16 protein-coding genes are annotated in these 15,204 nt (G+C 69.8%); 14 read left to right on the forward strand and 2 right to left on the reverse strand.

Features of this window, described 5'->3' with window-relative positions:
- Window positions 1–1,490, forward strand: a 1,490-nt coding sequence (locus tag ABTX24_RS22935) for an Asp23/Gls24 family envelope stress response protein (protein WP_350842844.1), incomplete at its 5' end; no start/stop codon positions are given.
- A 976-nt stretch (window positions 1,491–2,466) separates the two neighbouring features.
- A complete protein-coding gene (locus tag ABTX24_RS22940) occupies window positions 2,467–3,762 on the forward strand; it encodes an HNH endonuclease (protein ID WP_350842846.1) in 1,296 nt (431 codons plus the stop codon).
- Between the two features lie 12 nt (window positions 3,763–3,774).
- Here ABTX24_RS22940 and ABTX24_RS22945 read toward each other — a convergent pair whose 3' ends face one another.
- Window positions 3,775–4,197 carry a carboxymuconolactone decarboxylase family protein gene (locus ABTX24_RS22945; protein ID WP_350842848.1) on the reverse strand — a complete coding sequence of 141 codons (423 nt, stop codon included), beginning with the start codon at window positions 4,195–4,197 and terminating at the stop codon, window positions 3,775–3,777.
- Between the two features lie 54 nt (window positions 4,198–4,251).
- The gene (locus tag ABTX24_RS22950; RefSeq protein ID WP_350842850.1) at window positions 4,252–5,370 is read right to left on the reverse strand and encodes a substrate-binding domain-containing protein; all 1,119 of its coding nucleotides are present in this window, start codon (window positions 5,368–5,370) and stop codon (window positions 4,252–4,254) included.
- 134 nt (window positions 5,371–5,504) lie between these two features.
- Between ABTX24_RS22950 and ABTX24_RS22955 the strand changes: the two genes are divergently transcribed.
- From ABTX24_RS22955 to ABTX24_RS23010, 12 genes are all read left to right on the forward strand, one after another.
- On the forward strand, window positions 5,505–5,903 hold the full coding sequence (locus tag ABTX24_RS22955) for a MarR family winged helix-turn-helix transcriptional regulator (protein ID WP_350842851.1): 399 nt from the start codon (window positions 5,505–5,507) through the stop codon (window positions 5,901–5,903).
- Between the two features lie 127 nt (window positions 5,904–6,030).
- Entirely contained in the window at window positions 6,031–7,272 is a 1,242-nt protein-coding gene (gene urtA, locus ABTX24_RS22960) for an urea ABC transporter substrate-binding protein (protein ID WP_350842853.1), read from the forward strand.
- A gap of 4 nt (window positions 7,273–7,276) precedes the next feature.
- Window positions 7,277–8,161 (forward strand): urea ABC transporter permease subunit UrtB, encoded by an 885-nt coding sequence (gene urtB / locus ABTX24_RS22965; protein ID WP_350842855.1) that lies wholly within the window; start codon window positions 7,277–7,279, stop codon window positions 8,159–8,161.
- Window positions 8,158–9,261: an urea ABC transporter permease subunit UrtC gene (gene urtC / locus ABTX24_RS22970; RefSeq protein WP_350842857.1), complete on the forward strand. Its 1,104-nt coding sequence runs from the start codon at window positions 8,158–8,160 to the stop codon at window positions 9,259–9,261. The genes urtB and urtC overlap by 4 nt, the downstream gene beginning before the upstream one ends.
- Complete coding sequence (gene urtD, locus ABTX24_RS22975) at window positions 9,258–10,025, forward strand: urea ABC transporter ATP-binding protein UrtD (RefSeq protein WP_350842859.1); 768 nt, start codon at window positions 9,258–9,260, stop codon at window positions 10,023–10,025. The genes urtC and urtD overlap by 4 nt, the downstream gene beginning before the upstream one ends.
- On the forward strand, window positions 10,025–10,702 hold the full coding sequence (locus tag ABTX24_RS22980) for an ATP-binding cassette domain-containing protein (RefSeq protein WP_350842861.1): 678 nt from the start codon (window positions 10,025–10,027) through the stop codon (window positions 10,700–10,702). The genes urtD and ABTX24_RS22980 overlap by 1 nt, the downstream gene beginning before the upstream one ends.
- Before the next feature lie 25 nt (window positions 10,703–10,727).
- Complete coding sequence (locus ABTX24_RS22985) at window positions 10,728–11,030, forward strand: urease subunit gamma (RefSeq protein WP_160022202.1); 303 nt, start codon at window positions 10,728–10,730, stop codon at window positions 11,028–11,030.
- 7 nt (window positions 11,031–11,037) lie between these two features.
- Window positions 11,038–11,376 carry an urease subunit beta gene (ureB, locus tag ABTX24_RS22990; RefSeq protein ID WP_457163741.1) on the forward strand — a complete coding sequence of 113 codons (339 nt, stop codon included), beginning with the start codon at window positions 11,038–11,040 and terminating at the stop codon, window positions 11,374–11,376.
- A gap of 2 nt (window positions 11,377–11,378) precedes the next feature.
- A complete protein-coding gene (locus tag ABTX24_RS22995) occupies window positions 11,379–13,073 on the forward strand; it encodes an urease subunit alpha (protein WP_350842937.1) in 1,695 nt (564 codons plus the stop codon).
- 5 nt (window positions 13,074–13,078) lie between these two features.
- The gene (locus ABTX24_RS23000) at window positions 13,079–13,741 is read left to right on the forward strand and encodes an urease accessory UreF family protein (protein WP_350842863.1); all 663 of its coding nucleotides are present in this window, start codon (window positions 13,079–13,081) and stop codon (window positions 13,739–13,741) included.
- On the forward strand, window positions 13,734–14,477 hold the full coding sequence (gene ureG / locus ABTX24_RS23005; RefSeq protein ID WP_350842865.1) for an urease accessory protein UreG: 744 nt from the start codon (window positions 13,734–13,736) through the stop codon (window positions 14,475–14,477). The genes ABTX24_RS23000 and ureG overlap by 8 nt, the downstream gene beginning before the upstream one ends.
- Window positions 14,452–15,204 carry an urease accessory protein UreD gene (locus ABTX24_RS23010; protein WP_350842867.1) on the forward strand — a complete coding sequence of 251 codons (753 nt, stop codon included), beginning with the start codon at window positions 14,452–14,454 and terminating at the stop codon, window positions 15,202–15,204. Before ureG ends, ABTX24_RS23010 begins: the two co-directional genes overlap by 26 nt.

Raw genomic sequence — 15,204 nt, forward strand, 5'->3', positions numbered from 1 at the left:
ACGAGACCGTCATCGAGCCTCTCGCCGAGGCCCCCTCGGTCGACCCGCTCTCCGACCCCGAGCACGTCGTCACCGACACCGAGGAGGCTCCGGCCGCCGAGGTGGCCGAGCTTGCCGTCGAGACTGTTGAGATCAGTGGCGAGGTGGGCACCGACGTCGTCGGCGAGGTCGCCGTGACCGAGCCTGTCGAGGCCGTCGACGAGGTTCCGGCCGAGGCGGTCGAGACCGAGGGTACGTACGAGGCGGTCGAGACCGAGGGTACGTACGAGGCGCCGCTCGAGGGCGTCGACGCCGAAGCCCCCGTCGCCGAGACCACCGAGGAGGTCGAGGAGACCGCTGTCGAGGAGCCGGCCGAGGAGGCGCCGGTCGACGAGGCGTCGGTCGAGACCGAGGCCGTTGTCGACGCCGCCGACACCGAGGTGACGGACGCCGCGGACGAGGTCGTCACCGAGGAGGCCGCTGAGGTCACCGAGGCCGACGGGGTCGTGGTCGACGCCGAGGACGCCGTCGTGCCCGCTGACGCGATCGAGTCCGACGAGGCCGAAGAGACCGTGGTCGAGCCGGAGGGCGAGGCGCTCGCCGAGGAGGTCGCTGTCGAGGAGCCGACCGAGGTCGAGGACGTCGTCGTGACCGCGGACGAGGGTGAGGCGTCCGAGGTCGTGGCTGAGGAGACCGTCGGTGAGGCGGAGGACGAGCCGACCGATGTCGAGGCGGAGGAGACGGTCGAGTCGGCCGACGAGGTTGTCGACGAGGCTGCTGATGAGACTGCTGACGTGACGGAGTCGGTCGAGGCCGACGCGGAGATCGTCGACGTCGTCGAGGAAGAGGCGCCGGCTGAGGAGATCGCTGTCGACGCGGTCGCTGCTGAGGAGGCCCCGGTGGAGACCGAGGTCACCGAGGAGGTCGAGGCGGCCATCGAGCCGACCGACGTCGTCGAGGAGGCGCCGGTGGAGACCGAGGACGAGGTCGAGGAGGCCGAGGCGATCGTCGACGAGGCGCTGACCGACGACCCCACCGAGGCGCCCGCCGACGAGGTCACCGACACCGTGGCCGAGGAGACCGAGCCGGTCGAGGAGCCCGACGCGGCCGAGGAGACCGTGTCTGAGACTCCGGCCCCCGGCTTCGCGCCGGAGCCGGTGGTCGAGCCGGAGCCGACCGCCGACTCGACCCTGACCGGGGTACTGCGCGCCGCCCGTGCCGCCCGCGAGGAGCGCGGGAAGTCGACGGTGAGCGAGGGCCTCGTCGAGCGCCTGGTCCACCACATCGCGGCCAAGGTCGAGGGCGTACACGCCATCGACGACGAGGGCACCGTGGTCGACATCGCCGACGACGTCGCCACCATCACCGTGTCCTACGTGATCGAGTACGGCACCCCGGTCAAGGCCACCGCCGTCACCATCCGCACCCAGGTCATCGAGGCCGTCGAGGACTACTTCGACATCGACGTCGAGGCCGTCGACGTCAACGTGAGTGACTTCCACATCGCCTGATCGTCTCCGGACGGCATGAGAGAATGACCGAAAGCCTCGGAGCGCACCGCGCTCCGAGGCTTTCGTGTATGACGACCCTTCACACCGACCTCGACCTTCCCCGCCCCCTCACCGCGCGTCTCGCCCGGGCTGACGACCATGTCGCCCTTCGCCATCTCTGGCTGCTCTTCCGGCACGAGATGTCGGGCTACAGCTCCACCCTTCCGTTCGCCGACGGCACCTTTCGGTCCGAGTGGCTCGATGCTGCGCTTCGCTCCGAACCTGGGTGGTGCGCCTGGATTCTCACCGCGGGGGTTCATCCCATCGGGTTCGCTCTTGTTCGGGATGCCGACCAGCCTGTACGGATCTTGAACAGCTTCTTTGTCGTCGCTGGGGTTCGTCGGGGTGGAATCGGGCTTCAGTTTGCTCGGGCTGTTCTCTCTGAGTACCCGGGGGAGTGGGGTGTGGCTTATCAGGAGCGGAATCGTGCGGCTGGTGGGTTTTGGTCGCGGGTCACTGCGGGGTGTGATCGGTCGTGGTCTGAGACCGTGGGGGCTGGTGGGGTGGTGGATATGTGGATCTCGTTCTCTGTGGGTTCTGCCTGTTGATCTAGCCTTGGCGCCCGCTGGTCGGGCCGCTCCTTCCGCTGGTCGAGCCGCCGGAGCCGCTAGGCGGAGGCGTGTCGAGACCAACACGGTTCTCTTGCGCGGGAAACCTCGGTTGGGTGACTGTGTTTTCGTTTCGGGGTTCGCCGCCGACCCTTGATTTGAGTGTTTCTCGATCGTGCGCCGCGTCAAGGACGCCCTTCGGGCGCCGCTGCGCGGTGGCCTTCGGCCATCCTTGACTCGGCACCCGATCGAGAAAGATTTCGCCTGTATCGGGGCGGCGGCGAGAGAGTGGCGCGGAGTTCACGTTACTTGTTCGCTGACCGCGTAACACGGGTTTGAACTGCTTAAATAGGTCGCTTGATGATGCTCGTGCGCATATAATAAGACTCATGTACGAGACCATCGACCACCTCCTCGCTGGGCCGTCTCCTGGGGCGTCCGAGGCTGAGCTGGTCGACTGGATCGCGCGCCTTGAAGCCGTCAAGTGCACCGCCGAGGCCCTTCAGGCCGAAGCGGCGGTACGCCTGGATGAAGCTGTCCGGGAGCGCCAGGCCGAGGCCGGGGTGCCGGCCCGGAAGCTCGGCGAGGGCGTGGCCTCCCAGGTTGCGTTGGCGCGGCGGGTCTCGCCCGAGAAGGGCGCCAAGCTCCTCGGCCTCGGGAAGGTTCTGACTGCGGAGATGCCGCACACCTTCGCCTTGATGAAGGCTGGCCTGTTCTCGCAATGGCAGGCCACCATCCTGGCCCGCGAAACCGCCTGTCTCTCCCTCGAGGACCGCAGGGTCATCGACCACGAACTCTGTGCGACGGGGCCGAACAGTGAACCCGCTCGGGCGATGTCGATGGGGCTACGCCAGCTCGAGAACGCCGCTAAGAAACTCGCCATCACCCTCGACCAAGCCTCCGTCGTCGCCCGCGCCGCCAACGCCGTGAAAGACCGCCGCGTCAGCCTGCGTCCGGCACCCGACACGATGACCTGGCTCGGCGCGCTGTTGCCGGTCAAGGACGGCGTCGCCGTCTTCGCCGCCCTCGACCAAGCGGCCAAGACCGCTGCGGCTGCCGGGGACGAACGCACCCGGGGTCAGGTCATGGCCGACACGTTGGTCGACCGGATCACCGGCCGCGGCCAGGCCGATGGCAAACCGCGGATCGAGGTCAAGATCGTGATGTCCGCCGACTCCCTCACAGGCGACGCCGACCAGCCCGCCATGGTCGAGGGCTACGGACCCGTCCCCGCCGCCTGGGCCCGCGAAGCACTCAACGACGCGGACGTATTCGTGCGGCGGTTGTTCACCGACCCCGCCGGTCAACTGGTCGCGATGGAATCCCGCTCCAGGAAAGCACCCGACGGGTTGGCCGAGTTCATTGCGACTCGTGACGGTGGGATCTGCCGCACCAACGGGTGCGATGCTCCGATCCGGAACATCGACCACGTCGAACGCCACGCTGACGGCGGTGAAACGAGATCCGAGAACCTGCAAGGGCTCTGCGAACGATGCAATCAAGCCAAGGAAGCCCTCGGCTGGCGGGCCAGACCAGGGCCAGATGGCAGCATCATCACCACCACACCCACCGGGCACACCTACATCAGCCCGCCACCCGAGACCTGGGCACAACCCCCACCGACCTGGTCCCGAGCCGAGTTCGGACTGCGCGACGTACTCCTCGAACACACCCTCGCTGCCTGAGCCATGTCGCGCTCAGGCGAGGGGGAGGAGGTCGCGTTCGGCGAAGACCTTCTTGGCGGTGAAGGTGGCGTTCAGTGCGCGGGGGAAGCCGCAGTAGACCGCGGAGTGGAGGAATGCCTCGATGATCTGTTCAGGGGTCAGGCCGACGTTGAGGGCGGCGTTGATGTGGACCTCGAGCTGGGGCTCGCAGCCACCCAGGGCGGTGAGCATGCCGAGGGTGACGAGCTGTCGGTCCCGCGGCTCGAGGCCGGGGCGGGCGTAGATCTCGCCGAAGCCCCAGGCGACGACCTGGTGGCCGAGCTCCGGGGCGATGTCGGCCAGCGCGTCGATGACTCGAGCACCGGCCTCGCCGTCGATCGCGTCGAGGATCTCGCGTCCGTGGTCGTGGCGGGCGGCGCGGGAGATGGGGTCCTGGGAAGGGTTCTCGAGGGTCATGCCGCGCACGCTAGGAGTTGGAGCGCACTCGAAGTCAATGGACCGAAGCAGGCGTCAGGAGGCGTACGCGATCTGCTCCTGGATCTCGAAGCGGAGGCCATCTGCGGCGGCGATGTAGACGTCCTGGTCGACGAGGTTGCCGTGCATCCGCATGAGGCCGCGGGGGCTGGAGTAGCTGCGGCGGTCAGTGAGGCGCAGGGCTGGCTCGACCTCGAGCCCGCCGCAGGCGTCGCCGATCTGGCGCAGGAACATCAGCGACTCGTAGCAGGACTCGCCCACGGCGTTGAGGGAGGGCGCGTACTCGCCGAAGCGGCGGTAGTAGCGCTCGGCCAGGTCGGCCGACTCGGGGGTGGTGAGGCCGTCGAAGTAGGCGGCGGCCGCGAAGACGTTGGCGTTGGCGCCGGCGCCACCGGCGAGCAGGGTGTTCTCCTCGACCGCGGGGCTCAGCCGGGTCAACGACTGGCTCAGCCCGGCGGCGGCGAAGTGGCGGTTGAAGTGCACCGCGTCCTGTCCCATCAACAGCATGATCACCCCGTCCTGCTCGCCGCCCTCGAGGCCACGCAGCACACCGGCGAAGTCACGGGTCCCCAGCGGGACGTACGTCTCGCTCACGACCTCCGAGGGCGACCCGCGCAGCGCTGCCCGGGCCGTGGACCCGGTGACGCGCGGGAAGACGTAGTCGTTGCCGACCACCGCCCAGCGGGAGGCGCCGTGGTTGGCGCGCATCCACGCGGTCGCGGGGAGCAGCTGATTGACCGGGCGCTCGCCGATCATGAAGACCCCAGGAGTGTCGTCGCCGCCCTCGTGCATGGCGGCGAAGGCGTACAGCGCCCGGCCGCCGACGCGCGCGGTGATCGCCTGGCGTACGGCGGAGATGTGCCAGCCGGCGATGGCATCGACCCGGCCGAGCTCGACGAGCCGAGCGACCTCGGCGGCGACCTCGTGGGGAGGCCGACCCGCATCGATCGCGACCAGCTCGACCGGCCTTCCGGCGATCCCGCCGCCGGCGTTGAGCTCCTCGGCGGCGAGCTCGCCGCAGGCCAGGCAGCCTGGGCCGTAGATGCCGGTCGGGCCCTGCATCGGCACCACGAACGCGATCGAGAGAGCCCCCGGCGGACGCGGTGCGAGGCCCAGCAGGGCATGGGGCGCCGGGGTGAACGACGGCGGAGACATCGGCACCTGCTCCCAGACGAACCAGACCAGCTGAAGCGGACGGATGACTCACCATTGAGCCGATGGATGGTTAGGGTACGGGAGTCGGGCCCTCGGCGCAGCGGGCATCCAGCAGACATTCGTGGGAGGACGCCATGGAGGTGGCCGAGACGGCCGTCACGGATCTCGCCGTGCTGCTCGCCCAGGCACAGCGCCGGATCGAGCGAGCGCTCGCCGAGGCGTACGCCGAGTTCGACCTCACCGCGGAGCAGTGGCGCATCCTCAGCGTGCTGCTCGACGATCCGGGCCAGACGATGACGCGTCTCGCCGACGGCGCCGCGCTGCCGGCCGGCACGCTGACCAGGCACGTCGATCGCCTCGTCGAGCGCGGGCTCGTGCTGCGCAAGATCCATGCCGAGGACAAGCGCCGCGCCGTGGTCGCGCTCTCGCCGGTGGGCGCCTCGGCTGCCCGGGAGATCCGCGCCCGCCAGCAGACCGAGGCCGTCGCCAGGGTCGCCCGCGATCTGCGTACCGTGCTCGAGAAGCTGCCCTGAGCTCGGCCGACTGAAGGCGTTTCCATCTGGAAACAAATCGTCGCGGAGTCCGACACATCCGCGAAACAACCCGTCCCTAGATTCCTTCCATTCGAGAGCAATTGTCCGATGGAAGGACCCCCATCCCGTGCGTACGAAATTCTCGAGCCGCCTCCTCGCGGCCAGCTCGGTGCTCGCCCTGGGCATGACCGCGACCGCCTGCGGCGGCGCCAAGACCGGTGACACCGCGACCAGCGAGAGCTGCGTCGACACCAGCGGCGACACCATCAAGATCGGCTTCCTCAACTCCCTGTCGGGGACGATGGCCATCAGCGAGACGACCGTCTTCAAGTCCCTGTCCATGGCGGCCGAGGAGATCAACGCCGACGGCGGCGTGCTCGGCAAGAAGCTCGAGATCGTCAGCGAGGACGGCCAGTCCGAGCCGACCGTCTTCGCCGAGAAGGCGACCAAGCTGATCCAGGACGACTGCGTCGCGGCCGTCTTCGGTGGCTGGACCTCCAGCTCGCGCAAGGCGATGCTGCCGGTGTTCGAGGGCAACGACGCGCTGCTCTTCTACCCGGTGCAGTACGAGGGCCTGGAGTCCTCGCACAACATCTTCTACACCGGGGCGACCACCAACCAGCAGATCATCCCCGCTCTCGACTTCCTCAAGCAGGAGAAGAAGATCGAGTCGATCTTCCTGGTCGGCTCCGACTACGTCTTCCCGCGCACGGCGAACAAGATCATCAAGCAGTACGCAGACGCCAACGGCATCGAGGTCCTCGGCGAGGAGTACCAGCCCCTGGGCTCGACCGACTTCGGCACGGTCGTCGACAAGGTCAAGGCCGCCGGCGCGGACGCGGTCTTCAACACCCTCAACGGCGACTCCAACGTGGCCTTCTTCAAGGAGTACAAGGGGAAGGGCCTGACCGCCTCGGCGATGCCGGTGCTCTCGGTCTCGATCGCCGAGGAGGAGGTCCCGGGCGTCGGCGTGGGCAACCTCGAGGGGCAGTACACCGCCTGGAACTACTACCAGACCATCGACAGCCCGGCGAACCAGAAGTTCGTGACCGACTTCAAGGCGGCCAACGGCGCCAAGGCGGTCACCTCCGACCCGATGGAGGCGGCCTACACCTCGCTGCACCTGTGGAAGGGCATGGTCGAGAAGGCCGACTCCTTCGCGGTCGAGGACGTCATCGACGCCTCCGACGGCGTCACGTACGACGCGCCGGAGGGCACCGTCGAGGTGAACGGCGACAACCACCACATCGCCAAGACCGCGCTCATCGGCCAGGTGAACTCCGAGGGTCTGATCGACACGGTCTGGTCGAGCGACGAGCCGATCGAGCCGGACCCCTACCTGAAGTCCTACGACTGGTGGAAGAACTAGCCCGTTGGACGCGCTCCTCGCCCAGGTCTTCACCGGCATCTCCGCCGGTGCGGTCCTGCTCCTCATCGCCCTCGGCCTCACCCTGACCTTCGGTCAGATGGGTGTGATCAACATGGCTCACGGCGAGTTCATCATGGCCGGCGCGTACACCGCCTATGTCGTCTCGACCATCGTCGCCAGCACCGAGCTGAGTCTGCTGATCGCGCTCCCCGTGGGGTTCGTGATCGGCGGGCTGCTCGGGCTGGCGCTCGAGGCGAGCGTGCTGCGGTGGATGTACGCCCGTCCGCTGGACACGCTGCTGGTCACCTACGGCGTCGGCCTCGTCCTGCAGCAGGTCGCGCGTGACATCTTCGGGGCCCCGGCCAAAGAGGTGCCCGCGCCGAGCTGGCTGGACGGGTCGATCCCGATCCTGGGCTATGACTTCCCGCTGACCAGGCTCTTCATCATCGTCCTGGCCGCCGCGTGCGTGGCCGCGCTGCTGGCGGTGCTCCGATTCACCGCCCTCGGGCGGCAGATCCGGGCGACCGTCGGCAACCGCGACCTCGCCGAGACCATCGGCATCTCGACCCGCCGCACCGACCGGGCCACGTTCTTCATCGGGTCCGGCCTGGCCGGTGTCGCCGGAGTGGCGCTCACGCTGCTCGGGTCCACCGGCCCCAACCTCGGCACGTCCTACATCGTGCAGGCGTTCCTGGTGGTCGTGGTCGGCGGCATCGGGCACCTCAAGGGCACGATCGTCGCGGCTCTCGGGATCGGCCTGCTGCAGGCGTTCTTCGCCCACGCCCTGACCGGCTCGGTCGCGCAGGTGATCGTCTTCCTGGCGATCGTCGCGTTCCTGCAGCTGCGCCCGCAGGGCATCCTCTCGGTCCGGACCAGGAGCTTGGCATGAGACTCTCCAACCTCAGATGGGCCTATCCGTACGTCGGCTGGCTGCTGCTCGCGGTCGCCCTGCTCGTCCTCGCCCCCGCGGTCCTGTCCGACTTCCGCCTCGGCCTGCTCGCGAAGTACTGCTGCTACGCCATCGCGGCGGTCGGCATCGGTCTGGCGTGGGGCCGTGGCGGGATGCTGGTGCTCGGCCAGGGGCTCTACTTCGGGATCGGCGCCTACGCGATGGCGATGCACCTCAAGCTCGCCGACGCCGGCCCCGGCGGGGTGCCGGACTTCATGGCGCTCTACGGCGACGCCACGGTGCCGGGCTGGTGGGAGCCGCTGCGCAACGGCGGGCTCGCGCTGGTCGTCATCCTCGTCCTGCCGGCACTGGTGGCGGGCCTGCTGGGGCTCGCGGTCTTCAAGCGGCGGATCAAGGGGGCGTACTTCGCCATCCTGAGCCAGGCGCTCGCCGCCGCCTTCGCGATTCTGCTCGTCGGCCAGGTGAAGACCACCGGCGGCGCCAACGGGCTGAACAACTTCCAGGGCTTCTTCGGGTACGCCCTGTTCGATCCGGCCAACAAGCGGATGCTCTACTTCATCGCCGCCGGGATCCTGCTGGTCTCGATCCTGGTGATGGCCTGGCTCTACCGCACCCGCTTCGGTGAGCTGCTGGTCGCGGTGCGTGACGGCGAGGAGCGAGTCCGCTTCCTCGGCACTGACCCGGCCAACGTCAAGCTGGCGGCGTACGTCATCGCGGCCGTCCTCGCCTCCATCGGCGGCGCGCTCTTCGTGCCGATCGCCGGGATCGTCTCGCCCGACGACGTCGGCGTGGTCGCCTCCATCGGGCTGCTGGCCGGGGTCGCGCTGGGCGGGCGGGCATCGCTGCTCGGTCCGGCCGTCGGCGCGCTCCTGGTCGGGTACGCCGAGACCTCGCTCTCCGAGGCCTTCCCGGGGTCGTGGTCCTACTTCCAGGGAGCCCTGTTCGTGCTGGTCATCCTGCTGTTGCCCGGTGGGCTGGCACAGCTGCTGGGGCTGATGAGAGGTCTGGTCTCGCGCCGTACGGAGTCCACGTCGTCCGGGGAGCCGGAGACACGAGTGGCGGAGGAGGTCACGGCATGAGCACCGACACGCTGGAGGTCAACGATCTGCGGGTCGAGTTCGACGGTTTCGTGGCGATCGACGGGGTGTCCCTGACCCTGCAGCCGGGCCGGCTGCACTTCCTGATCGGCCCCAACGGCGCCGGGAAGACGACCCTCGTGGACGCCCTGACCGGCCTGGCGAGCGGAAGTGGTGAGGCGCGCTATCGCACACGCGATCTGCTCACGCTGGCATCGCACCGGATCACCCGGCTCGGGGTGGGACGTACGTTCCAGACCGCCACGGTCTTCGAGGAGCTCAGCGTGCTGCAGAACCTCGACATCGCCGCCGGTGTGCACCGGGCGCGGTGGCGGCTGATGCTGCCGCGGCGCGGGACACCCGAGCAGGTCGCCGAGGTGCTGGACACCGTGGGGCTCACGGAGCTGGCGGACCGGCCCGCGGGCGTGCTCTCGCACGGGCAGAAGCAGTGGCTGGAGATCGGCATGCTGCTGGTGCAGGACTCCTCGGTGATGTTGCTCGACGAGCCCGTCGCCGGGATGTCGGCCGAGGAGCGGGAGGAGACCGGTGAGCTGCTGCGCCGGATCAGCCCGGAGCGGACCGTCGTGGTCATCGAGCACGACATGGACTTCGTCCGACGCTTCGCCGACATCGTGACCGTGCTGCATGCGGGGAAGGTGATCGCCGAGGGCACTGCCGCCGACATCAGGGAGGACGCCGAAGTGCAGCGGGTCTATCTGGGCGACACGGTCGCCGCGGTCACCGAGACGACAGGGGAGGACGCCTGATGCTGAGGATCGAGTCGGTCACCGGCGGCTACGGCCGCACCACGGTGCTCCACGAGGTCAGCCTCGAGGTTCCGACCGGCGCCGCGGTGGCGCTGATGGGACACAACGGCGCCGGCAAGACGACCCTGCTCAAGGCGGCGGTCGGGCTGGTCCGGGCCAAGAGCGGCCGGGTGCTGCTCGACGGCGAGGACGTCACCGCGCTGCGACCGAGCGCACGGGTCAAGCGAGGTCTGGGCTACGTCCCGCAGGGCCAGCAGAGCTTCGGCGACATGACCGCGCTGGAGAACCTCCAGCTGGTCGGCGACCGGGCCGGGATCAGCGAGATGATCGACCTGTTCCCGGCGCTGAAGGACCTCCTCGGGCGACGCGCCGGGCTGCTCTCCGGCGGTCAGCGCCAGCAGCTCTCGATCGCGCGTACGCTGCTGACCAGGCCGCGGCTGCTCATCCTCGACGAGCCGACCGAGGGCATCCAGCCCAACGTCGTCGCCGAGATCGAGCGGGTGATCGCCGAGCTCACCGGTCGCGGCGACCTCACCGTGCTGCTCGTCGAGCAGCACGTCGGGTTCGCGCTGCGTACGGCCTCTGCCTACTACATCCTCGAGTCCGGCCGGATCACCGCGAGCGGTGACGGCGGCACCGAGGCGCACGATCACGTCCGATCCCAGCTGGCCGTCTAGGCCGGCCGTCCAGAGAGTTGGCGAGATGCATCTGACCCCGTCCGACACCGAGAAGCTGCTGCTGTCCGTAGCCGGGATGGTCGCTCGAGACCGGCTCGCCCGTGGGGTGCTCCTCAACTACCCCGAGTCCGTCGCCCTGATCTCCACCTGGGTGATCGAGCGGGCCCGGGAAGGCGCCCTGGTCTCCGACCTGATGACGCAGGGCCGCGCCGTGCTGACCCGCGAGCAGGTCATGCCCGACGTCGTCGACATGCTCGTCGAGGTACAGGTCGAGGCGACCTTCCCCGACGGCCGCAAGCTCGTCACCATCCACCAGCCCATCGCCTGAAGCGGAGATGTCCATGCAGTCCAGCGGTCCCGGAGCCGTACGCGTCGCCGACGGCACCATCCGGCTCAACACCGACCGGAGCGAGTCGGAGCGGCGTACGTTGGTCGTCCTCAACACCGGCGACCGACCGGTCCAGATCGGCTCCCACATCCACCTCGCCGAGGTGAACTCCGCCCTCGACTTCGACCGCGAGGCGGCCGAGGGGTTCCGGCTCGACATCCCCGCCGGCACCTCGCGCCGATTCGAACCGGGTGCGTCCCGGGAGGTCGCGATCGTGGCGCTCAAGGGTGCCCGGGTCGTGCCCGGCCTACAAATCAAGCACATCCAGGTGAAGGACGGTGAGTGAGCATGGTGGAGATCAGCAGGAGCGAGTACGCCGCGCTCTACGGCCCCACGACCGGCGACCAGGTGCGCCTCGGTGACACCGACCTGTGGATCGAGGTCGAGGACGACCTGACCGCCGGTGGCGAGGAGTCGGTCTTCGGCGGCGGCAAGTCGATCCGCGAGTCGATGAACCAGTCGACGGTGCCGCGGTCCGAGGGTGCCCTCGACACGGTGATCACCAACGCCCTCGTGCTCGACCACTGGGGCATCGTCCGTGCCGACGTCGGCATCCGCGGCGGAAGGATCGTCGCCCTGGGTCGCTCCGGCAACCCCGACGTCGCCGACGGCGTCCACCCCGACCTGGTGATCGGACCGGGCACCGACGTGGTCAGCGGCGAGGGGAAGATCCTCACCGCCGGGGCGATCGACGTCCATGTGCATCTCCTGTCGAGGTCCCAGATCGTCGAGGCGATCTCCACCGGGATCACCACCGTCGGCGGTGGCGGCACCGGCCCCTCGGAGGGCTCCAAGGCCACTACGGTCACCCCCGGACTGTGGCACCTGGAGACCATCCATCGCGCGCTCGACGACATGCCCGTCAACCTGCTGCTGATGGGCAAGGGCAACACCGTCTCCGCGGCCGGGCTCGCCGAGCAGGCGCTGGCCGGCGCCGCCGCCTACAAGGTCCACGAGGACTGGGGCTCGACCCCGGCCGCGATCGACGCTGCCCTCAAGGCCGCCGACGAACACGGCCTGCAGGTCGCGCTCCACTCGGACTCGCTCAACGAGGCGGGCTACCTGGAGTCGACGGTCTCCGCGATCGCCGGCCGTTCCATCCATGCCTTCCACGCCGAGGGCGCCGGGGGAGGGCACGCGCCCGACATCCTCTCGGTCGCCTCGCTGCCGTACGTAATCCCGGGCTCCACCAACCCGACCCTGCCGCACACCGTCAACACCGTCGCCGAGCACCTCGACATGCTCATGGTCTGCCACCACCTCAACCCGCGCGTGCCCGAGGACCTGGCCTTCGCCGAGTCGCGGATCCGGGCGACCACGATCGCCGCCGAGGACGTACTGCACGACCTCGGCGCGCTCTCGATCACCTCCTCCGACGCCCAGGCGATGGGCCGCATCGGCGAGGTCGTCTGCCGCACCTGGCAGGTCGCCCACGCGATGAAGGCCCGGCTCGGCTCGCTGGGTGGGAAGGCGGACAACATCAGAGCCAAGAGGTACGTCGCGAAATACACGATCAACCCCGCCATCGCGCATGGGATTGCCGCCGAGGTCGGCTCCGTGGAGCCCGGCAAGATGGCCGACCTGGTCCTGTGGGATCCGCGGTTCTTCGGCATCCGGCCCGAGGTCGTCATGAAGTCCGGCGCGCTGATCTGGGGTGCCCTCGGCGACCCTAACGCCTCCATCCCCACCCCGCAGCCGGTGCTCATGCGGCCGACGCTGGTGGGGCCGGGAGCGGACCACGCGGTCTCGTTCGTCGCGCCGGCCGCGCTGGAGGCCGGGCTGGCCGACCGTCTCGGCCTGCGCCGCCGTCTCGTCGGGATCTCGCCCACCCGCGAGATCGGCAAGGCCGACATGGTCAACAACTCCGCGACCCCCGAGATCCGGGTCGAGCCCGAGACGTTCCGCATCCACGTCGACGGCGAGCTGATCGAGCCCGCCCCCGCCACCGAGCTGCCGCTGACGCAGCTCTACTCGATGTTCTGAGCCCGATGTCCGACGATCTGCTCATGATGCTGCTCGCCGACGCCCGTCTCCCGGTCGCCGGCCACACCCAGTCGGGCCAGCTGGAGGCAGCCGTACGCTCCGGGCTCACCGCCGAGCAGGTGCCGGTCTTCATGCGGTCGCGCCTGGCCAGCGTCGTGCGGGTCGAGGCGGGCACGGCGGTGGTCGCGCTGCATCGGCTGCGCGCCGGTCTGCCGCTGGAGCCGGTCCACGACGCCTGGGCCGCCCGCACGCCCTCGGCCGCGATGCGCGACACCTCGTGCACCCTCGGTCGCGCGCTGTTACGGCTGGTCAGGCGCCTGTTCCCGGACTCGCCGCACGTCATGGAGGTGGCCGGGATCGGGCGGCCCTGCCGCCCCCTCGTCCTGGCCGCTGCGGCCGCCACCGGTGGCATCGCGCCGGCCTCGCTGGGCCGGCTGGTGGCGTACGACGACCTGCAGACCGTCGCCTCGGCATCCCTCAAGCTGCTGCCCCTCGACCCGCTCGACGCCACCTCGTGGGTGCACGAGCTGCTCCCCGAGGCCGAGCGGCTCGCCACGGAGGTCGCCCCGCTCACCGAGCCCCCAGACATCCCAGCGCCCAGTGCGCCCCAGCTAGACCTGTGGGCCCAGACCCACGCCGACACGACCAGGAGGTTGTTCAGTGCCTGAAACCGAGACGAAGAACGGGACGAAGAACGACAGGGGGCTGCGCATCGGCGTGTGCGGTCCGGTCGGGACCGGCAAGAGCTCGCTCATCGCGCTCCTGTGCCGGGAGCTGTCCGCCGATCTGGAGATCGGCGTGGTCACCAACGACATCTACACCGACGAGGACGCCCGCTTCCTGCGCTCCGCCGGTGTGCTCGACCCGGCCCGCATCCGGGCCGTCGAGACCGGCGCCTGCCCCCACACCGCGATCCGTGACGACGTCACCGCCAACCTGATCGCCGTCGAGGAGCTCGAGGAGGACTTCGCGCCGCTGGACGTGGTCCTCGTCGAGTCCGGCGGCGACAACCTCACCGCCACCTTCTCCCCGGCGCTGGTCGACACCCAGATCTTCCTGATCGACGTCGCCGGCGGTGGCGACGTCGCCCGCAAGGGCGGCCCCGGCATCGAGCGCGCCGACCTGCTCGTGGTCAACAAGACCGACCTCGCCCCGTACGTCGGTGTCGATCCGGTCGCGATGGTCTCCGACGCGGGGTCGGTCCGTGAGGGCCGTCCGGTCATCGCGCTCTCGCGCACCGATCCGGCCTCGGTGGAGGCGCTGGTGACGTGGGTGAGGTCCGAGCTGACCCGGCACCGCGGCGGCGCCCTGGTCCCGGCCGACCCGGGGCCGATGGCGCCCCACTTCCACGCCGACGGCACCAGCCACACCCATGACCATGAGCATGACCATCAGCACGCCTGAGCTCGCCACGGGCTCCCTGACCCGAGTGCGCGTCGGGGCGGTCGACGGCGGCCGGGTGCGCGTGGAGACCGACGTCACCGGACCCGCGACGGCTCCGGCGCTGCGTCCGATGCTGCTCGCCAGCGACGCTCGCTCGGCGCGGATCTCGCTGGTCCCCGACGGCGCGATGCTCCTCGCCGGCGACCAGGTCACGGTCGAGGTCGAGGTGGGGGAGGGCGCCAGCCTGACCCTGGTCGAGCCGACCGGGACGGTCGCCTACGACATGGACGGCGGCCACGCGTCCTGGACGGTCGCGATCACCCTCGCCGCCAACGCCGGCCTGGTCTGGGCGGGGGAGCCCTTCGTGGTCTCCGCCGGCGCCGACGTCACCCGCGACACCCGGGTCACCCTCGCTCCCACGGCGAGGCTCGCCCTGCGCGAGACCCTCGTCCTCGGCCGCCACGGCGAGCGCCCCGGCCGGGTGGCCACCACCTGGTCGGCCCATCAGGACGACGGGTGCCCGCTCCTGGTCGAGTCCCTCGACCTGGACGCGAGCTCGCTGGCGCCCGGACTCCTGGGCCCGCACCGCGTGCTCGCGTCGGTCACGGCGCTAGGCCGGGACGTACCGCCAGACGCCTGCCCCGACGGGCGGCTCGACCTGGAGCGCGGCGGCACCCTGTGGCGCCACCTGGCCGGCGAGACCCACGAGGTCCCGGCCGGCCCCTGGGAATGCGCCACGACTGGTTGA

The organism is Nocardioides sp. NPDC127514 (assembly GCF_040302125.1).
In the GTDB taxonomy this organism is placed as follows: domain Bacteria; phylum Actinomycetota; class Actinomycetes; order Propionibacteriales; family Nocardioidaceae; genus Nocardioides.